Below are 19,117 nucleotides of genomic sequence, written 5' to 3' on the forward strand. Positions count from 1 at the left end.
GATAATGCTTTCGTTTTTAAAAGCCCCGGCCAACGCGCCGCTCATCACCGATAAGCACGAGGTTGACGCCCGCTATCGCTACTGGCGGCGGCATATCCTGATCACCATTTGGTTGGGTTACGCGCTGTTCTATTTCACCCGTAAAAGCTTTAACGCCGCCGCGCCGGAAATCCTTGCCAGCGGCATTCTGACCCGCAGCGATATCGGCCTGCTGGCGACGCTGTTTTACATCACCTACGGGGTGTCGAAATTTGTCTCCGGCATCGTTAGCGATCGCTCTAACGCTCGCTATTTTATGGGCATCGGGCTGATTGCGACCGGCGTAGTGAATATTCTGTTCGGCTTCTCGACCTCGCTGTGGGCCTTTGCGCTGCTATGGGCGCTGAACGCCTTTTTCCAGGGGTTTGGATCGCCGGTTTGCGCCCGTTTGCTGACTGCCTGGTACTCGCGTACCGAGCGCGGCGGCTGGTGGGCGTTATGGAACACCGCGCACAATGTCGGCGGGGCGCTGATCCCTCTCGTTATGGCCGCTGTCGCCCTGCATTATGGCTGGCGCGTCGGGATGATGGTGGCCGGATTGCTTGCCATCGGGGTGGGCATGGTCCTCTGCTGGCGGCTGCGCGACCGTCCGCAGGCGATTGGTTTACCGCCGGTAGGCGACTGGCGGCACGATGCGCTGGAGGTTGCCCAACAGCAAGAGGGCGCGGGGCTAAGCCGCAAAGAAATCCTCGCTAAATATGTGCTGTTGAATCCCTATATCTGGCTGCTTTCGCTATGTTATGTCTTAGTGTACGTGGTGCGCGCGGCGATCAACGACTGGGGCAACCTGTATATGTCCGAGACGCTGGGCGTAGATTTGGTCACGGCCAACACGGCAGTATCGATGTTTGAGCTGGGTGGATTTATCGGCGCGCTGGTGGCGGGCTGGGGCTCGGACAAACTCTTCAACGGCAACCGCGGACCGATGAATTTAATCTTCGCCGCCGGGATTTTGCTCTCTGTGGGTTCGCTGTGGCTGATGCCGTTCGCCAGCTACGTGATGCAGGCGGCCTGTTTCTTCACCACCGGTTTCTTTGTCTTCGGCCCGCAGATGCTCATTGGCATGGCGGCGGCGGAGTGCTCGCATAAAGAGGCGGCGGGCGCGGCCACCGGCTTTGTCGGCCTGTTCGCCTATCTCGGCGCGTCGCTTTCCGGCTGGCCGTTAGCGAAAGTACTGGAGATCTGGCACTGGACCGGTTTTTTTGCGGTCATCGCCATCGCGGCGGGGATCTCTGCGCTATTGCTGCTGCCATTTCTGAACGCTCAGGCCCCGCGCGAGACCAGCGAAGCGTGATGCACCTCACCTTTTTGCGCTGAATGGGGCAAAACTAAGAAATTTTCCCGGTTTTGCCTGGACGCTGTCGCAGGCCCCTTTTCCTGTGGATTTTTACAATGCCTGCCATTCGCAGGTATAAAAATTAGCTCAGGAGTAATCCATGCTGGCCTTCTTAAACCAGGTGCGCAAGCCGACCCTGGATCTGCCGCTCGATGTGCGGCGTAAAATGTGGTTCAAGCCGTTCATGCAGTCCTATCTGGTGGTTTTTATCGGCTACCTGACCATGTACCTGATCCGCAAAAACTTTAACATCGCGCAGAACGACATGATTTCTACCTACGGGTTGAGCATGACCGAGCTGGGGATGATTGGCCTGGGCTTCTCGATCACCTACGGCGTGGGGAAAACGCTGGTTTCCTACTACGCTGACGGTAAAAATACCAAGCAGTTTCTACCGTTTATGTTGATCCTCTCCGCTATCTGTATGCTCGGCTTCAGCGCCAGCATGGGCGCGGGGTCAACCAGTCTGTTTCTGATGATCGCTTTCTATGCCCTGAGCGGTTTCTTCCAGAGTACCGGCGGATCGTGCAGCTACTCGACCATCACCAAATGGACTCCGCGTCGTAAACGCGGCACCTTTCTCGGCTTCTGGAATATCTCCCACAACCTCGGCGGCGCGGGCGCGGCAGGCGTGGCGCTGTTCGGCGCCAACTACCTGTTCGACGGTCACGTCATCGGCATGTTTATCTTCCCGTCGATTATCGCGCTGATTGTTGGCTTTATCGGTCTGCGTTTTGGCAGCGACTCCCCGGAGTCTTACGGTCTGGGCAAAGCTGAAGAACTGTTCGGCGAAGAGATCAGCGAAGAGGATAAAGAGACTGAAGAAAACGAAATGACCAAGTGGCAGATCTTTGTTGAATATGTGTTGAAAAACAAAGTGATCTGGCTGCTGTGTTTCTCCAATATCTTCCTGTATGTGGTACGTATTGGTATCGACCAGTGGTCAACCGTCTACGCCTTCCAGGAACTGAAACTTTCAAAAGAGGTGGCGATTCAGGGCTTTACCCTGTTCGAAGTGGGCGCGCTGGTCGGCACGTTGCTGTGGGGCTGGCTCTCTGACCTGGCGAACGGTCGTCGCGCGCTGGTAGCCTGTGTGGCGCTGGCGTTGATCATCGCCACCCTCGGCGTCTACCAGCACGCCAGCAACCAGTATGTCTATCTGGCCTCGCTGTTCGCGCTCGGTTTCCTGGTGTTTGGGCCGCAGCTATTAATTGGCGTGGCGGCAGTCGGTTTCGTACCGAAAAAAGCCATCGGCGCTGCGGACGGTATCAAAGGAACCTTCGCTTATCTTATCGGCGATAGCTTTGCCAAGCTGGGTCTGGGCATGATTGCCGACGGCACCCCCGTTTTTGGTCTGACCGGCTGGGCGGGCACCTTCGCCGCGCTGGACGCCGCCGCGATCGGCTGTATCTGCCTGATGGCGATGGTCGCCGTGATGGAAGAGCGCAAAATCCGCCGTGAGAAAAAAATTCAGCAAGTCAATATCGCTTAAATGTGTGCATTTGGTAACGTTTTGCCCGGCTTAACGCCGGGCTTTTTTATGCCTTGCGTTCGTCAGACAGGACATCCGGTGTCTGGCGTAAATGAAGACAGGCGTTAATAAATCACATCCTGACAGGCCAGAACGTCGACAGTTATAAATTTACCGTTATGATGGGCATCCTGTTTGGTGACGGATGTGCGCATGATTTGGTTGATTCTGGCCACGTTTGTGGTGGTGTTTATTGTGGGTTTTCGGGTGCTGACATCGGATACCCGCCGGGCGATTCGCCGTCTGAGCGAACGTCTGAATATTGATGTAGTGCCGATAGAATCGATGATTGATCAGATGGGTAAAACGGCGGGCGGTGAGTTTTTACAGTATCTGCATCGCCCTGATGAATCGCATTTGCAAAATGCCGCTCAGGTGTTACTGATCTGGCAAATGGTGATTGTCGATGGCGGCGATCAGAATTTGCAGCGGTGGCATCGGTTGCTGCAAAAAGCGCGTTTAGCCGCGCCGATCACCGATACGCAGGTACGGCTGGCGCTGGGCTTTTTGCGCGAAATGGAACCCGATATGCAGGAGATCAACGCGTTTCAACTGCGCTATAACGCCTTTTTTCAGCCGGAAGAGGGTGTCCACTGGCTGCATTGATACTCTTCACTATCTCGTTAACAAAAGACGAGATGAATGAGGCTGGCAAGGGCGGCGAGCCACGATTAACGGCCGGATGGCGCGATTCATCGTTAGCCAAATAAAGCGTAGCCGCCATCGTATTTGCTAAGGGTGAGCCACAGAAGTAACGCACCGAATAACCGCTAACGACGCCAAAACGTCAGAGACTTGTAGCTCCTCATTTCCGTGACATATATCACGGAAATGTGATCTTGTTTTGAACACTAAAACTGTGACTCCTTGCCATACCTCCTGTCTCAAAATTTCTTATCATAAACTCGAAGTTGTACATGATTGTCTATAGACAACTCTAAATGTTTAGGCGCGCACCATGAAAACATTGTAGTGGCACACTGAATTTGCCCACCCCCAGACATCCGACTTAGCCTTAACAGACCATCGGTAAAACCCTCATACCAGCACCTTTAGCCCGTGTTTTTGGACAACATTAAGTAGTTTCAGTGACATCCCGCTGGGACGCTTGGCGCCGCTTTCCCACTTTTGAACCGTTGATACGCTGGTATTCAGGTACCGAGCGAAAACCGGCTGGCTAACGTTGAGTTCTTCTCGTAACGCTTTTATTTCAAGTGGCTGCAGGTCTTTGATGCTGCTTAAGCAGGCCGTGTCAAAACTGCGCATTGTCTCCTGGGGAATGGCATCCACGCTAAATAATCCAGATGCCGCGCTATGAATCGCTTCAAAGGCAGGGCTTTTGAATTTAGTTTTTGCTGACATGGCGCACCTCTACCAGTTCTTTGTTATTAATGAGTGCCGTTATCTGATCTTCGGTCAGGCAAGCATAGTGTTTTGCTAACTCACGGAAACCCGCAAGTTCGCGATAGCGAATGTTGGCCATATCCTGTTTGGCATACAGGAAGGTGTAAAACCAATGTTCGCCTCCCTTTGCCAACACGATTGCGCGATCGCGATTTTGATTGAGACGTTTTTTATAAACCCCGCCGCCAAGATTATCTGCTTTTCCTTGCAGTACGGCGTTGATGGCCTCGCTTAACTCGTCATCTTTTATCGTGTGGGGCTTCGCTTCTCTGTTAAACCACCTGGTTTTGAAGGTTCGCATCAGGTTGACATCCTGTAATCTAAAGTGTAGCACCAGGTGATACACTATGTCTTACCTTTTGGTTTTACACGCAGCGAGAGAAGATAATTCTCAACTCTCGACCAGCCTCGCAAAATGCAGCGCAACAATGTCAGTTGCTAAAACGTTAATCAGATCACATTTTGTAATGTTACACTGCGTGGATTTTCCGCACTAAAACGACGCAGGTAACCACAATGAATGAAAATATCGCAGAAAAATTCCGCGCTGATGGGGTTGCCAGGCCTAACTGGTCAGCCGTTTTTGCCGTGGCGTTTTGTGTCGCCTGCCTGATTACCGTTGAGTTTTTGCCCGTTAGTCTGTTGACGCCGATGGCGCAGGATCTGGGGATCTCCGAGGGCATCGCCGGTCAGTCGGTCACCGTTACGGCGTTTGTCGCGATGTTTTCCAGCCTGTTCATTACCCAGATTATTCAGGCGACCGACAGGCGTTATATCGTTATTCTGTTCGCCGTTTTGCTGACGGCTTCTTGTCTGATGGTCTCCTTTGCCAACAGCTTTACGCTGCTATTGCTGGGCCGCGCCTGTCTTGGGTTGGCGCTGGGCGGATTCTGGGCGATGTCGGCGTCGCTGACCATGCGACTGGTTCCCGCGCGTACCGTGCCGAAAGCGCTGTCGGTGATTTTTGGCGCGGTCTCCATCGCGTTAGTGATCGCCGCGCCGCTGGGCAGTTTTTTGGGCGGTATTATTGGCTGGCGTAATGTCTTTAACGCCGCTGCGGTGATGGGCGTACTGTGCGTCATCTGGGTGGTGAAATCACTGCCGTCGCTGCCGGGCGAACCTTCTCACCAGAAACAGAATATGTTTAGCCTGTTGCAACGCCCTGGCGTGATGGCCGGGATGATCGCCATCTTTATGTCTTTTGCCGGGCAGTTCGCTTTCTTTACCTATATTCGCCCGGTCTATATGAATCTGGCGGGCTTTGATGTTGATGGTCTGACGCTGGTGCTGCTCAGTTTTGGTATTGCCAGCTTCGTTGGCACTTCTTTCTCCTCTTACGTCCTGAAACGTTCGGTAAAACTGGCGCTGGCCGGTGCGCCGCTGCTACTGGCGCTGAGCGCGCTGACGCTCATTGTGTGGGGAAGCGACAAAACCGTGGCGGCGGTCATAGCGATTATCTGGGGGCTGGCGTTTGCGCTGGTGCCGGTGGGATGGTCAACGTGGATCACTCGTTCCCTTGCCGATCAGGCGGAAAAAGCCGGTTCCATCCAGGTCGCGGTGATTCAACTGGCAAATACCTGTGGCGCGGCAGTGGGCGGTTATGCGCTCGACAATTTCGGGCTGCTTTCGCCGCTGGCGCTTTCCGGCTGTCTGATGCTGTTGACGGCGTTAGTCGTGGCGGCGAAAGTCCGTATTACGCCAATGAGTTGATATTGCTGCCATTTGTAGGCCGGATACGACGTTAGTCGTTATCCGGCAATAATAAACGCTTAATCAAAACCGTTATGCTCTGCGGTGGCGGCAAACCATTCTCCGCTTTTTTTCACCGTGCGCGTTTGGGTGGCTAAATCCAGTTGTACAAAACCATAGCGATTTTTATAGCCGTTCAGCCATGACCAGTTATCGATAAAGGTCCACATGTGGTAGCCAAGGCAGTGACAGCCCTCGCTAATGCCTTTATGCAGCCATTTAAGATGCTCAGAAATAAAGTCAATCCGGTAATCATCGTGAATCTGTCCCGCTTGCACAAAACGCTGCTCGTTCTCAACGCCCATCCCGTTTTCGGAGATAAAACAGCGCGGATTGCCGTAATTATCCCGCAGGTTGGTGATGATGTCGTAAATTCCTGGCGCGTAAATTTCCCAGCCGCGGTAAGGGTTCATCTTGCGCCCCGGCATGTCGTAATAGTCAAATAACCATTCCGGCATAAACGGCGCTTGCGGATTCACCGCCGTATCACGGCATTTCACGCGGCGCGGCTGATAATAGTTAATCCCCAGTAAATCGATTTTGCCGTCGGCAATAAGCTGACGGTCGCCTGGCTGACAGGCAGGCAGCTGGTCATAGGTTTTCAGCAGCGCCACCAAGTCCGCCGGGTATTCTCCCTTTAATACCGGGTCAAGAAAACTGCGGTTGAATAACAGATCCGCATGATGCGCGGCTTGCACATCGGCGGGATGCTGCGAGCGTGGGTAGGACGGCGTCAGATTCAGCACTACGCCGATTTCACCGTCGTAGCGCCCGGCGCGCCAGGCGCGCACGGCGGTCGAGTGCGCCAGCACGGTATGGTACGCCACGGTGGCCGCACGTTTAAAATCCACCACATTGGGATAGTGGAAGTCGTACAAATAGCCGCCTTCCACCGGCACAATCGGCTCATTAAAGGTAAACCAGTGCTTCACGCGGTCGCCAAACAAGGTAAAACACGTTTGCGCGTACCGACCAAACGCCTCTACGACGTCGCGATTTTCCCAGCCGCCTTTCTCCTGCATGACCATCGGCATATCAAAATGGAACAGCGTAATAAACGGCGTGATGCCCTGCGCCAGTAGCTCGTCGATGACGTGATTGTAGAAGCTCACCGCTTGTGGATTCACCTCGCCTACGCCGTCTGGAATGAGCCGCGCCCAGCTTAGCGAGGTGCGAAAACTGTTATGTTTTAACTGTTTCAGTAGCGCGATGTCTTGCTTCCAGTGGCGATAGAACGTTGAGGTTTCCGCTGGACCGACGCCCTGGTGAAAACGATCAGGCTGGCGCTCGAACCACACATCCCACGTGGTCTGGCTTTTACCGCCATTCAGACTATCCCCTTCGGTTTGCAACGCTGAGCAGGCGCTGCCCCACCAGAAGTTATCGGGAAAACGGTATCGCATTTTCGTACTCCTTGATCGCGTAAATTCGCTCCAGAATACGCGGTTTTAGCGAACAGAAACCGGTTACAGTCCGCATTTTCGCGACCAAAAAGCGGAAAAGCTGTGCTACATCTCCGGGCATTCCACCTTGCCGAGAGCCTGCCAGTAGTTATGCTGATTGTTGCGCTCTATCGCGATCATCGCCTCCCGAATATGCTGCTGGTTCCCCTCGCTTGCCATGATTTTTTTCTCCCAGGCTTCATCGGTTAGCGCGCCTTTGGGCGTACACATTTTGCGCAAATCCTTTAAAATCGTATTTTTTTCATGCGCCGACTGGAGTGAGCTAAACGGAGAGTCGGCATACGTGACGCCCGGTAGCGCGACAAGCGCGGCAATAAGCAGAAGCGTTTTTCGTTTCATAAACGGTATCCTTATCGGTTTGCACTTTTTCAAGAGTAAGTGTAGACCGTGCGACGTTCACTCATCGGGGCGTGCTATCCGTTGGCGTTGAAGTCAGGCAAAAGTGGGAAGGCGGTTTCTCGCTGCGCCTTCACTTTCTTGCGTGGCAGAATAGTGTATGTTCTGACTACTCTTTTATTTCGTAAGCGGTAGTGTAATGAGACGTATTGAGATCGTACTGGGAGAGCTGGAACGGCTGACGCGCGGGCTATGCCTTGCCGATTTGGCGCAGGAGACGGCGTTTACGGCGGAGGCGATAGGTTTCAATCTTGGGCTGGCGCGTAACTCCGTCAGCAAAGATCTCAATCAGTTATGGAATGACGGCCTGGCAATCAAAAGCCGTGGCCGCCCGGTCTATTTTCTGCATCGCCAGGCGCTGGAAACGTTGCTGGGACGACAGCTGGAAGAGTCTGAACGCGAAGTGCGGTCGGTGGCGGATGTGCTGCCGCATGAAGAGCATTACGCGCCCGACGATCCGTTTACCAGCCTGATTGGTTACGATCGCAGCCTGCGCGATGCGGTAGAAAAAGGCCGTGCGGCGGTGCTCTATCCGCACGGTTTACACGTTCTGCTTACCGGGCCGTCCGGCGTCGGTAAAACCTTTTTTGCGGAACTGATGCACCGTTTCGCCTGTGAACAGGCGAGCGGCGCTATCCCGCCGCTGGTCTACTTTAACTGCGCGGAATACGCCCATAACCCGGAACTGCTCTCCTCGCATCTGTTTGGTCATCGGCAGGGGGCGTTTACCGGCGCGAATGAACATAAAACAGGCCTCGTGGAGCAGGCGGACGGTGGTTATCTGCTGCTGGACGAGGTGCACCGTCTGTCTTATGAAGGGCAGGAAAAGCTGTTCTCTATTCTGGATAAAGGCGAGTACCGTCCGCTCGGCGTGAGCAGCCAGCCGCGATCAATTTCGGTACGCCTGATTTGCGCCACTACCGAACCGGTCGGGTCGGCGCTGTTACGTACTTTCCAGCGGCGTATTCAGGTATGCATTGATTTGCCGGGTATTCGCCAGCGCTCCGTTGAAGAACAGATCGAACTGATCGTGGGGTTCTTACAGCGGGAAAGCCGCAAAATAGAACGCACGGTCAGCATTGATAAACCGTTGTTGCTCTGGTTGCTGAATAAACCCCTGGAAGGCAATATCGGCCAGCTAAAAAGCGATATTCAGTTTCTCTGCGCTCAGGCGTGGGCATCGGGAATGACCGAGCATAACGACACGCTACAACTGGATAAGCGGCTGGCGGAGATGTCGGTTAACCCGACGCCGGAACAGCGTCTATTGGTGGATACTCTGTTTGACGGTAAAGCGCGGCTAAATATAGACGCGCGCACGCTGCCCGCATTGAAGACGTCGCTGGCGACCGGGGCGGAAATTGAAGAGAGCGACCTCTTTTACAGCTTCCTGACGCGCGAATATGTTAATTTGCGCAACAGTAACGTCCCCCCGGCGGAGACGCTGGCGATCCTGAAAAATAAACTCAGCTCGATTTTTGAATACGGTCTCTACAGCCGCGACAGCGTGGCGCATCCGCCGCGCTATGGCGACCAGATTGAAGAGCGCGTGACGCTGCTGATTGGCTGCGTAGAGCAGGTGTTGGGATTTTCGCTGCCGGAAAATCTGGTTAACCCACTGCGTAAACACTTCCTGGCGCTGATAGGCTACGTGCAGCGCGGCCTGATCCCGCAGCTTTACTCTTCCAGTTTGATCCTGGATCGCTGCAAAGACGAATATGACAACGCCACGCTGCTGTGTCGGAAAATCAACGAACTGCTGCATATTCAGTGTCCGGCGACGGAAGTGGTCTGGCTATGCCTGTTCCTGAAAGAGTGCCGCCATTATCGTCAGCGCATCGATGCCAGCCCCGACTGCGGGGTTATTTTAATCGCCCACGGCGCGACCACCGCCACCAGTCAGGCGCAATATGTCAACCGCGTGCTGGAGCGCGAGTTGTTCAGCGCCATCGACATGCCGTTTGAACAGTCGGTGCATGACACGCTGGAAACGCTGACCCAAATGATTCAAACCCGCCAATATCGGCGGCTTATCCTGTTGGTGGACATCGGCTCATTGATCCATTTCGGCAGTACGATCAGTAAGTTATTCCAGATAGATGTTTTGCTCATGCCGAACATCACGCTGACCAGTCTGCTGGAAGTCGGGCTGGATTTAAGCTATGAAACCAGCGACTTACCACAGTTGACGGCGCTCCTGCAGAGTAAAAATATCCCCTGCCAGCTTTGTACGCCGCAGCAGGAGAACGGCGGCAAAGTGCTGGTCATCTCCTGTATTACTGGCATGGGAACGGCGGAAAAAATCAAAAAGGTGCTGGAGGAGAGCTTTGGCGAACTGATGTCGCAGGACACCAGGATGGTGATCCTTGATTATAACGAGGTACGAAGTCTGGAGCGCGTTCAGCAGGCATTGAATGCCAGCGAGCGGCTGGCGGGGATTGTCGGCACTTTCCAGCCGGGGCTGCCGGATATTCCGTTTATTTCGCTGGAAGAGCTTTTCTCCGAACAAGGGCCGGAACTGGTGTTGAGCCTGTTAACGCCCGATCTGTCCAATGCTGAACGCCGTCTGGAGATGGAGCGCAGCGCCATGCGCTTTATCAGCGCGCTAACGATGGAGAGTATCATCAACCATATTTCCGTGCTTAACCCGCAGCGTATTCTGAAAGAGATGGAGGGCGTTTTTAACCATCTGACGTCTTCGCTTTCCCTGAAACCAAGCCGCCAGGTGACACTGCGCTTCCTGATCCACTGCTGCTGTATGGTAGAGCGTATTGTGATTAACCGAAAACCGTTACAGATGGCGTTGGAAAGTCAGCCGAATCTGGACGCGCGCGCGTTTAGTGTCATCAAATCCGCTTTTCTGCCCATCGAAGACGCCTACGCCATCCGTTTATCGGATGCGGAATATTTTTATATCTACGAACTGCTCTATAGCTAATCCTTTTACTGGCGGGGCTTCGCGCCTCGCCAGACCTTTCTTCTTCCTCGCGTGACACAAATTCTGGCACAACCTTTGCTCTTCTGATGATGCGTTATGCCGGATAGCGGCGTAAACGCCTTATCCGGCCTACCGGGAGCGTTCTGTAGGCCCGGTAAGCGCAGTGCCACCGGGCAATATATGCCGGTGTTCTCATGTAATTGCGCCAGGAGGCCATTTTGACTACCACACAACCGTTGCCCCACATCCTGCTGCTGACGCATGGCGGCTGGGGACAACCGCTTTGCAACAGCCTGCGTATGGTCACGGGCGAAATTAAAGGCGTGACGGAAATCGCGCTAATGCCTGTCGATACGCTGGGCGAGTTTTATCAACGCGTCGAGGCCGTGGTGAAAACGCTGCCGGAAGGCTCGCTGATCCTGACGGATTTTGTCGGCGGCACAACGTCCAACGTCGCGGCGCGGCTAAGCGCCGATTATCCGGTGGCGGTGATTGCCGGACTGAATGCGTCGCTACTGCTGGAGGCGCTGGACAGGCGCGAACAAGGGATGCTAACCGCCTGCGTGGATGAGTTAGTTGAGGCCGGGCGCAGTAGCTGCCTGGATGTGGTCGCCCATGTACGTCAGCTACAACAATCACTCTAAGGAAAACATCATGGCCAATATCGTTTTATGCCGCATCGACAGCCGTCTCATTCATGGGCAGGTTGTCACGAAGTGGGTCGGACAATCTCAGGCGAACCGGATAGCCGTTGTGAGTGATGAACTGGATGCCGATCCGTTTATGAAAAATATCTACCTGATGGCCGCGCCGCCAAATATCAAAGTGGATTGCTTCGGCAACCAGAGTTTTGCCGCCGCATGGAAAGAAAATCAGCTTGGCGACGGTAACGTGCTGGTGCTTTTTCCCTCACTGGCGGCGGTGCAGGACGCCATACAACTGGGCTTTGACGTTACCCGCATTCAGGTTGGCGGTCTCGGCGGCGGGCCAAACCGCAAGGCGGTTTTTCAGAATATTACGCTGGATGAAAAAGACGTCGGCATTCTTAACGACCTGAAAAACCGTGGCGTTCAGGTATTTTTCCAGACCATCCCGGAAGATAAGCCGCAGCCGCTCGACGATATCCTGAAAAAATTCTAACCCTTTAATAGACACAAAATCATTCTGGATGCATCGAGGCGGCAACTGAGTGAATCCCCTGGAGCTTACTAAAGTAAGTGACTGGGGTGAGCGAAGGCAGCCAACAAAGAGGCAGCCTGAAGGATGAAGTGTATAGGATAACACTATGGATACCTTACTCTTTGCAAGCCTGATGGGGTTGTATTACTGGTTTGCCCGTTTACGCCTCGGCTACACCTTCTCCGCGATGCTGTTACAACCGGTGGTGATCGCGGTATTTGTCGGGCTTTTGCTTGGCAATATGCAGACCGCGATGATCATCGGCGCAGGGATGCAGCTCGTTTATTTGGGCGTGACCTCAACGCCGGGCGGCAACGTGCCGTCGGACCCGGCGCTGGCGGCCTGTATCTCCATTCCTATCGCGGTGAAGGCCGGTATGGACCCAAACCTGGCGATCGCGCTGGCAATCCCGTTTGGCGTGATTGGCGTGTTTCTCGATCAGCTTAGGCGCACGCTGAACGCCGCCTGGGTGCATATGGCGGATAAACACGCGGAAACGGCAAACATGGCGGGCATCATGCGTTGCGCCTTTCTTTACCCGGCATTGCTGGGGCTGGTGCTGCGCTTCCCGGTGGTCTTTGCCGCTAACTACTTTGGCCAGGATGTGGTGGAAAGTTTCCTTAAACTGATGCCGCACTGGTTAACCCACTCCTTTGAAATCATGGGCGGCATTCTGCCGGCGCTGGGCTTTGCCATCACCATTATGGTGATCGGTAAAAAGAGCCTGTTGCCGTGGTTTATCGGCGGGTTCTTCGCGGTGTTGTACCTCAAGGTCGACATCATGGCGATGGCCATCTTCGGCACCTGTGTCGCCTTCCTGATTAAAGGCCTGGCGAAAAATGAAGGAGCAGCATGATGAACAGTGACGTAATGCAGCATGAACTGGTTGAGCGCGCGCGGGAAAGCGGGGCGCTGACCAAAGCAGATATCACCAAAGCCTGGTTTATCTACTGGCTGGGCGCCGAGGTTTCCAGCTCCTATGAGCGCTTACAAAGCCTGATTTTCTGCGCCTCGATGACGCCGATCATCAAAAAACTCTACCCACAAAAAGAGGAGCAGGTAGAAGCGCTAAAACGCCACCTTAACTTTTTTAACTCCGAGCAGACCTTCGGCGCGGTGATTCAGGGCATCTCTATTGCCATGGAAGAACAAAAAACGCGCGGCGAGCCGATTAACGACTCGTCTATCACCGGCATTAAAACTGGCCTGATGGGGCCGCTTGCCGGGATGGGCGACTCGATTATCTGGGCGGCGGTGATGCCGCTGTTGATAGCGATCTTTATTCCGTTCGCGGCAAATGGCAGCGCGATGGGCGGTATTATCCCGCTGATTCTCTACCCGGCGATCACCCTGGCGATCAGCTACGGTATGGTCCACAAGGGATATACGCTGGGGCGTGATTCGATTATCGGCCTGCTGCAAGGGGGGCGAATCAAAGAACTGATCTACGGGGCCAACGTGCTGGGTTTGATCATGATGGGCGCGCTTTCCGCCAGCTACGTCAAAATCACCACGCCGTTAAAAATTAGCGCTTTGAAAGGATCTGAAGTGGTGGTTCAGCAGATCCTCGACTCTATCGCGCCGGGCTTACTGCCACTGGCGGCGGTATTCGCCATCTACTTCTATCTGGTAAAAAAAGGGCCGCGCTACACCACCATTTTGCTGTCGATTGTCGCACTGAGCATAGTCTGTTCGTTGTTGGGAGTGCTGTAAATCATGACGCCGAATATCTATCAACAACTGGGGTTGAAAAAGGTCATTAACGCCTGCGGCAAAATGACCATTCTGGGCGTCTCAAGCGTCGCGCCGGAGGTCATGCAGGCCACCGCGCGCGCGGCTTCCGCTTTCGTCGAGATTGACGCGCTGGTGGAAAAAACCGGCGAACTGGTATCGCGCTATACGGGTGCTGAAGATAGCTATATCACCTCGTGCGCCTCGGCGGGTATTGCCATTGCCGTCGCTGCCGCCATCACCCACGGCGAGCGGGCGCGCGTCGCCCTGATGCCGGACAGTAGCGGTATGGCCAATGAGGTAGTGATGCTGCGCGGGCATAACGTTGACTACGGCGCGCCAGTCACCAGCGCCATTCGTCTTGGCGGCGGGCGCATAGTGGAAGTGGGGTCGAGCAATCTGGCGGCCCGCTGGCAACTGGAAAGCGCCATTAACGAAAAGACCGCCGCGCTACTGTATGTGAAATCACACCATTGCGTACAGAAAGGCATGTTGAGCATTGACGATTTTGTACAGGTGGCGCAGGCCAACCACCTGCCGTTGATTGTCGATGCCGCGGCGGAAGAGGATTTGCGCGGCTGGGTGGCGAGCGGCGCGGATATGGTTATCTATAGCGGCGCGAAAGCCTTTAATGCGCCAACCTCCGGCTTTATCACTGGTAAGAAAACGTGGATTGCCGCCTGCAAAGCGCAGCACCAGGGGATTGCCAGAGCAATGAAAATCGGCAAGGAAAACATGGTTGGGCTGGTGTATGCGCTGGAGAATTACCACCAGGGCCAGACGACCGTGACCGCAGCACAGTTACAGCCGGTCGCAGAAGCGATTTCCGCTATCCATGGGCTTTATGCCGATATCGAACAGGATGAGGCCGGGCGTGCAATCTGGCGTATTCGTGTGCGGGTGAACGCATCTGAATTGGGGTTGAACGCGCAGGACGTCGAAGCGCAGCTGCGCGGCGGCGAGATAGCGATTTACGCCCGCAAATATCAGCTTCATCAGGGGGTTTTTAGCCTCGATCCACGCACGGTAGCTGAAGGGGAAATGGCATTGATTGTGGCGCGACTCAGGGAGATTGCAGAACATGCAGCAGATTAATTTTTATCGTCAGCGGGTAGCGATTAACGTACTGGCAAAGGATATCGCCAACGCGAAGGCTATCTATGAAGCCGCCGAAGGCCATGCGGTCATTGGCGTACTTTCCGCGCAGTTCGCTACGGTAGAAGAGGGCGTGCCGGAGGTGAAACGCTGGATGGCGGAGGTGCCGTCTATCTCGGTGGGACTGGGCGCAGGCGACCCGGCGCAGTACTACAAAGCGGCGATGATTGCCGCCCATACTCACCCGGCCCACGTCAACCAGACTTTTACCGGCAGCGGCTTCGCAGCGGGCGCACTGGCGGCGACAGGCGGCGAGCAAACACATATTAACGCCTTGGTCAGCCCGACGGGAACGCCTGGCGAGGTGTTGATTTCTACCGGCGTCAGCAGCAGCCAGGGAACGCCAGCCCGCGTTTCCTGTGAAGCGGCGGTACGCATGATGCAGGATATGGGCGCACATGCGGCGAAGTTTTTCCCGATGGGCGGCGAAAAGTCGTTACCGGAACTCTATGCGCTGGCGACAACCGCTGCCCGCCACGGCATGACGCTTATCGAGCCGACCGGCGGTATCTCACTGGATAATTTCGGTATTATCCTGCAAACCTGCCTGGAAGCAGGCGTGCCGCGCGTTATGCCGCATGTTTACAGCTCGATTATCGATCCGCAAACCGGCAATACGCGCCCCGAAGACGTCATTCGGTTGATGGAGATAGTCAAAGCGCTGGTGTGAGATTTATCGCCGAAGAGCGCTACGTTTACCTGGCCTACAGATGACGTGTATTTGTAGGCCCGGTTAGCGTTACGCTATTGGGCGATAATGCGTAGCAGGCTGGGCAAAAATGTACGTATTGCAGCCGTCAGTGATTCCCTTTCGAGCCTCCTCGCAGGGGTAAATTTTCCTGAATGCTGTCTGTATTTTTGGCGAGTACAGTGGCGTCATCTTATTCCTCAGGTGACGGATCGCCATGAAAAAAAGCCCCACGTCCACGCCTCATGATGCGGTATTCAAAACGTTTTTACGCCATCCGGATACCGCGCGGGATTTTCTCAATATTCATCTTCCCCATTCGCTAAGAATACGTTGCGATCTGACGACGTTGAAACTGGCGCCGGACAGTTTTATCGAGAAAAATTTACGCGCGTTTTATTCCGATGTCCTTTGGTCACTAAAAACGTGTGAAGGCGACGGTTATATCTATGTCGTTATAGAGCATCAGAGTACGCCGGACGCGCATATGGCGTTCCGGTTAATGCGTTACGCGACTGCCGCGATGCAGCGCCATCTGGATGCTGGCCATAAAACGTTACCGCTGGTGATTCCCATGCTGTTTTACCATGGCGCGAAAAGCCCGTATCCCTTTTCGCTGTGCTGGCTGGATGAGTTTGACGATCCTGCACTGGCGCGTCAGCTTTATGCGACGGCATTTCCACTGGTAGACATTACGGTGGTGCCGGATAACGAGATTATGCAGCATCGACGTATCGCGATGCTGGAGCTGGTACAAAAGCATATACGTCAACGCGACCTGATGGGATTGGTCGAGCGCTTAGCGGTACTTCTGATTACGGGAAACGCTAATGACAGTCAGCTAAAAGCGCTGTTTAATTATTTGCTAATACAGCATGGCAGCACGCCTCGTTTTGGCAAGTTTATCCGCGAGGTGGCGCGTCGTGTTCCCCAACACAAGGAGAGATTAATGACGATCGTAGACAGAATACGTGAATCGGGGCGCAGAAAAGGTAAGCGTGAAGGCGTGCAACAAGGCATACAGCAAGGTATACATCAAGGTAAGCAGGAGGAAGCCTTGCGTATTGCGCATACGATGCTGGAACAGGGGATCGAGCGAGAGATGGTGCTGATGATTACCGGGCTTTCTGACGAAGAGATTAAGGCAAAGCGCCATTAAACTTTTCCCTTTTCCGCCCGGTCATCGTGATTATCAACGGCGTTAAGCGGCCCGCGCGCGTCGACGGGAATCGAGGGAGATCAGAATCACTGACGAGAGAATGAGCAGCGTGCCCAGCCAGTCCGGCAAGGTAAAACTAATCCCCAACAGCAGTAGCGACAGCAGGGCGCTGCTTAACGGTTCCGCGCAGCTTAAAATGCTGGCTTTGGGGCCACCAATCAGTTGCGCGCCTTTCAAATACAGGCTGAACGTCAGCGACGTACCGATCACCACAAGGTAGAAAAAGGCCAGAATCAGGCTGCCGCTCACCGCAAAGTGCGTTCCTTCTTTAGCGTAGAAGGGCAGCAGAATAAGGCCGCCAAAGGACATACTCCAGCCGACCACTGGCAGCGTGCCGTATTGGGCGATTAGCCTGGAAGGCCAGGTCGTATAAAAGGCGGCGGCAAATGCGGAGGCGATACCCCAGAACAGCGCGCCTGAAGAGATCGACAGCGATGTTGGATTGCCGTGAGTCACCAGTAAAAAGGTGCCGATAAGCGATGTAAGAATGGCGGTTAAGACCAGAATGCCTGGTCGTGTTCTTCGCGCTAATGCAAACCACGCTACAATAATGGTCGGCGATAAAAATTGCAGCACTGTCGCGGTGGCGGCATTGGATTTTTCAATCGTAAGCAGGAAGGTTAGCTGAACGGTGAGCGCGCCCACCACGGAGAAAATCAGCAGACTCAGGGCATCTTTGCGGTTTTTAAGAATCGAAAATATCTTATCGCCGTGCATAAAGGAGAAGGTCACCAGTATCAGCCCGGCGAATAACAAACGTATCATCGTCAGGAACTGTGACGACATACGGCTTTGCTCCATGATGTACTGCGCGCAAACACCTGAACTCCCCCACAATACGGCGGCAATCAGGACGTTTAGCATCCCTTTTCTGGTGGAACCCATTTTTTCCTCGTCATGTTGTTTTATTTTTTTACGTGCAGGCATCATAACAGAGCTATCGCCGGTATTAAGCAGGAATTTATTGTTTAATGATTTCAGACGAGCTTGTTATCGACATAATATTGTCATTTTTTTGTCATAAGAAAAAATATCAAACAAACTTAAACAGAACGTCACTAAACCCGCCTTTGCACTTTACGGAACATATTGGCTGACTATAATAAGCGCAAATTCATGCAGGAGTAATATGTTGGACAGTCACTTTTACGTAAATCATCTGGCAAGTTAACGCACGCTATTCCTGCGCTGCTTGCCGAACCGGTGGGCAGCAATCTCCCCTTGTGACGATTGTCATCCCAATAATGTTACAACACGCGCATTGTCGCGAGGTAATCGTCATGTTCATGTTTAAACACGCTTTATTTCCTCCGCCGTTAACACGACGCTAATTGCCTCAGGGCAGAAATTTGTCGTGTGCTGCTAAATATAGCACGTACTTATTCTTCCAGAAAAAATGGAGGAACGTATGTTAATGTTTCCTTATATTTTGAATTTACTGGCCGCTATGCTGTTGGGCGCGCTGATTGGCGCGGAAAGACAATGGCGTCAACGTATGGCGGGATTACGCACTAATGCGCTGGTGGCGACAGGCGCCGCCGTTTTTATTCTGAGCTCCATGACGACATCGCCAGACAGCCCCGGGAGAATTGCGGCGCAGATTGTCTCTGGTATTGGCTTTCTGGGGGCGGGCGTCATCATGCGCGAAGGGATGAATGTGCGCGGGCTGAACACTGCGGCAACGCTATGGTGTTCGGCGGGCATCGGCGTGTTATGCGGCTTAGGGCAGTTCAAAAATGCGCTGGCGGCGACGATCATTATTCTTTGCGCCAATATTTTACTGCGTGAAGCGGCGCAGCGTATAAATCAACTCCCGGTATCCGCCGAGGGAGAAAAACGTTATATCCTGAAAGTAACCTGTAATAAAGAAGATGAAAGCGAGGTTCGTCAGTGGTTACTGAATATCGTAAAAGAGGCCGCGATCTGTTTACAAGGGTTAGGTTCGGTCCCCGCTCAGGAACAGGGCTATAAAGAAATTCGTGCCGAGCTCGTGGGTCATGCTGATTATCGTAAAACGCGAGAACTGATTATATCCAGAATAGGTGATAACGATAATATCACCGCAATTCACTGGAGCATTGATAGTCAATAATAGTTTTTTATTCAATTGCAACATTACGCCAGGCGTATAAGGAGGGAATGATGGATATTCCCGAGTCGATAAAATAAAACCCACTCAAAATAGTGAGTAAGCAATAACCTTTTTTATGCATAGATAATTCTCCCGGGGCATTCACCTTGAAATCGTGAGTTTGCTATTCCCCGGGCGTGATATGCAGGAAACACTAC

General features: G+C 53.6%; 18 protein-coding genes. 13 read left to right on the forward strand and 5 right to left on the reverse strand.

Annotation, left to right across the window (positions count from 1 at the left end):
• Positions 1 to 4: 4 nt before the first annotated feature.
• The 3 genes from J1G48_RS00270 to J1G48_RS00280 all read left to right on the forward strand — a co-directional run bounded on the left by J1G48_RS00270 (position 5) and on the right by J1G48_RS00280 (position 3,512).
• Positions 5 to 1,333, forward strand: coding sequence for an MFS transporter (locus tag J1G48_RS00270; protein ID WP_000948174.1), 1,329 nt, complete (start codon positions 5 to 7; stop codon positions 1,331 to 1,333).
• Positions 1,334 to 1,475: 142 nt separating this feature from the next.
• Positions 1,476 to 2,867, forward strand: a complete 1,392-nt coding sequence (gene uhpT / locus J1G48_RS00275) for a hexose-6-phosphate:phosphate antiporter (protein WP_000879181.1) — start codon at positions 1,476 to 1,478, stop codon at positions 2,865 to 2,867.
• A gap of 192 nt (positions 2,868 to 3,059) precedes the next feature.
• Positions 3,060 to 3,512, forward strand: coding sequence for a DUF1198 domain-containing protein (locus J1G48_RS00280; protein ID WP_001519640.1), 453 nt, complete (start codon positions 3,060 to 3,062; stop codon positions 3,510 to 3,512).
• Between the two features lie 432 nt (positions 3,513 to 3,944).
• On the opposite strand, the gene J1G48_RS00285 is transcribed toward J1G48_RS00280, so the two are convergent.
• Together J1G48_RS00285 and J1G48_RS00290 are read right to left on the reverse strand one after the other, a co-directional pair.
• Positions 3,945 to 4,268, reverse strand: a complete 324-nt coding sequence (locus J1G48_RS00285; protein ID WP_001274841.1) for a DNA-binding transcriptional regulator — start codon at positions 4,266 to 4,268, stop codon at positions 3,945 to 3,947.
• Entirely contained in the window at positions 4,252 to 4,611 is a 360-nt protein-coding gene (locus J1G48_RS00290) for a type II toxin-antitoxin system RelE/ParE family toxin (protein WP_001258723.1), read from the reverse strand. Before J1G48_RS00290 ends, J1G48_RS00285 begins: the two co-directional genes overlap by 17 nt.
• A gap of 215 nt (positions 4,612 to 4,826) precedes the next feature.
• Here J1G48_RS00290 and nepI point away from each other — a divergent pair, with 215 nt between their 5' ends.
• On the forward strand, positions 4,827 to 6,020 hold the full coding sequence (gene nepI, locus J1G48_RS00295; protein WP_001004790.1) for a purine ribonucleoside efflux pump NepI: 1,194 nt from the start codon (positions 4,827 to 4,829) through the stop codon (positions 6,018 to 6,020).
• A gap of 59 nt (positions 6,021 to 6,079) precedes the next feature.
• Here the strand turns inward: nepI and J1G48_RS00300 are convergent, their stop codons facing one another.
• A complete protein-coding gene (locus J1G48_RS00300) occupies positions 6,080 to 7,462 on the reverse strand; it encodes a glycoside hydrolase family 1 protein (protein ID WP_001270471.1) in 1,383 nt (460 codons plus the stop codon).
• Between the two features lie 105 nt (positions 7,463 to 7,567).
• Complete coding sequence (locus J1G48_RS00305) at positions 7,568 to 7,861, reverse strand: YicS family protein (protein WP_000824212.1); 294 nt, start codon at positions 7,859 to 7,861, stop codon at positions 7,568 to 7,570.
• Between the two features lie 196 nt (positions 7,862 to 8,057).
• Here J1G48_RS00305 and dagR point away from each other — a divergent pair, with 196 nt between their 5' ends.
• From dagR to J1G48_RS00345, 8 genes are all read left to right on the forward strand, one after another.
• On the forward strand, positions 8,058 to 10,856 hold the full coding sequence (gene dagR, locus J1G48_RS00310) for a transcriptional regulator DagR (protein WP_001252672.1): 2,799 nt from the start codon (positions 8,058 to 8,060) through the stop codon (positions 10,854 to 10,856).
• 218 nt (positions 10,857 to 11,074) lie between these two features.
• Positions 11,075 to 11,500 (forward strand): PTS sugar transporter subunit IIA, encoded by a 426-nt coding sequence (locus tag J1G48_RS00315; RefSeq protein WP_000214106.1) that lies wholly within the window; start codon positions 11,075 to 11,077, stop codon positions 11,498 to 11,500.
• A 10-nt stretch (positions 11,501 to 11,510) separates the two neighbouring features.
• Positions 11,511 to 11,996: a PTS system mannose/fructose/N-acetylgalactosamine-transporter subunit IIB gene (locus J1G48_RS00320; protein ID WP_001284295.1), complete on the forward strand. Its 486-nt coding sequence runs from the start codon at positions 11,511 to 11,513 to the stop codon at positions 11,994 to 11,996.
• A gap of 145 nt (positions 11,997 to 12,141) precedes the next feature.
• Entirely contained in the window at positions 12,142 to 12,891 is a 750-nt protein-coding gene (locus J1G48_RS00325) for a PTS sugar transporter subunit IIC (RefSeq protein ID WP_000380259.1), read from the forward strand.
• Entirely contained in the window at positions 12,888 to 13,748 is an 861-nt protein-coding gene (locus J1G48_RS00330) for a PTS system mannose/fructose/sorbose family transporter subunit IID (protein WP_001575156.1), read from the forward strand. The genes J1G48_RS00325 and J1G48_RS00330 overlap by 4 nt, the downstream gene beginning before the upstream one ends.
• Positions 13,749 to 13,751: 3 nt before the next feature.
• Positions 13,752 to 14,861 (forward strand): D-glucosaminate-6-phosphate ammonia lyase, encoded by a 1,110-nt coding sequence (gene dgaE / locus J1G48_RS00335; RefSeq protein ID WP_000188476.1) that lies wholly within the window; start codon positions 13,752 to 13,754, stop codon positions 14,859 to 14,861.
• Entirely contained in the window at positions 14,848 to 15,591 is a 744-nt protein-coding gene (locus J1G48_RS00340; protein WP_001186140.1) for a 2-dehydro-3-deoxy-phosphogluconate aldolase, read from the forward strand. The genes dgaE and J1G48_RS00340 overlap by 14 nt, the downstream gene beginning before the upstream one ends.
• Positions 15,592 to 15,826: 235 nt before the next feature.
• On the forward strand, positions 15,827 to 16,768 hold the full coding sequence (locus tag J1G48_RS00345; RefSeq protein ID WP_000749540.1) for an Rpn family recombination-promoting nuclease/putative transposase: 942 nt from the start codon (positions 15,827 to 15,829) through the stop codon (positions 16,766 to 16,768).
• Positions 16,769 to 16,810: 42 nt separating this feature from the next.
• On the opposite strand, the gene J1G48_RS00350 is transcribed toward J1G48_RS00345, so the two are convergent.
• Positions 16,811 to 17,713: an EamA family transporter gene (locus J1G48_RS00350; RefSeq protein ID WP_000535970.1), complete on the reverse strand. Its 903-nt coding sequence runs from the start codon at positions 17,711 to 17,713 to the stop codon at positions 16,811 to 16,813.
• 511 nt (positions 17,714 to 18,224) lie between these two features.
• Here J1G48_RS00350 and J1G48_RS00355 point away from each other — a divergent pair.
• Positions 18,225 to 18,920 carry an MgtC family protein gene (locus J1G48_RS00355; RefSeq protein WP_000392700.1) on the forward strand — a complete coding sequence of 232 codons (696 nt, stop codon included), beginning with the start codon at positions 18,225 to 18,227 and terminating at the stop codon, positions 18,918 to 18,920.
• Positions 18,921 to 19,117: the final 197 nt, after the last annotated feature.

The organism is Salmonella sp. SAL-020, from assembly GCF_017372215.1.
GTDB classification, from domain to species: domain Bacteria; phylum Pseudomonadota; class Gammaproteobacteria; order Enterobacterales; family Enterobacteriaceae; genus Salmonella; species Salmonella enterica.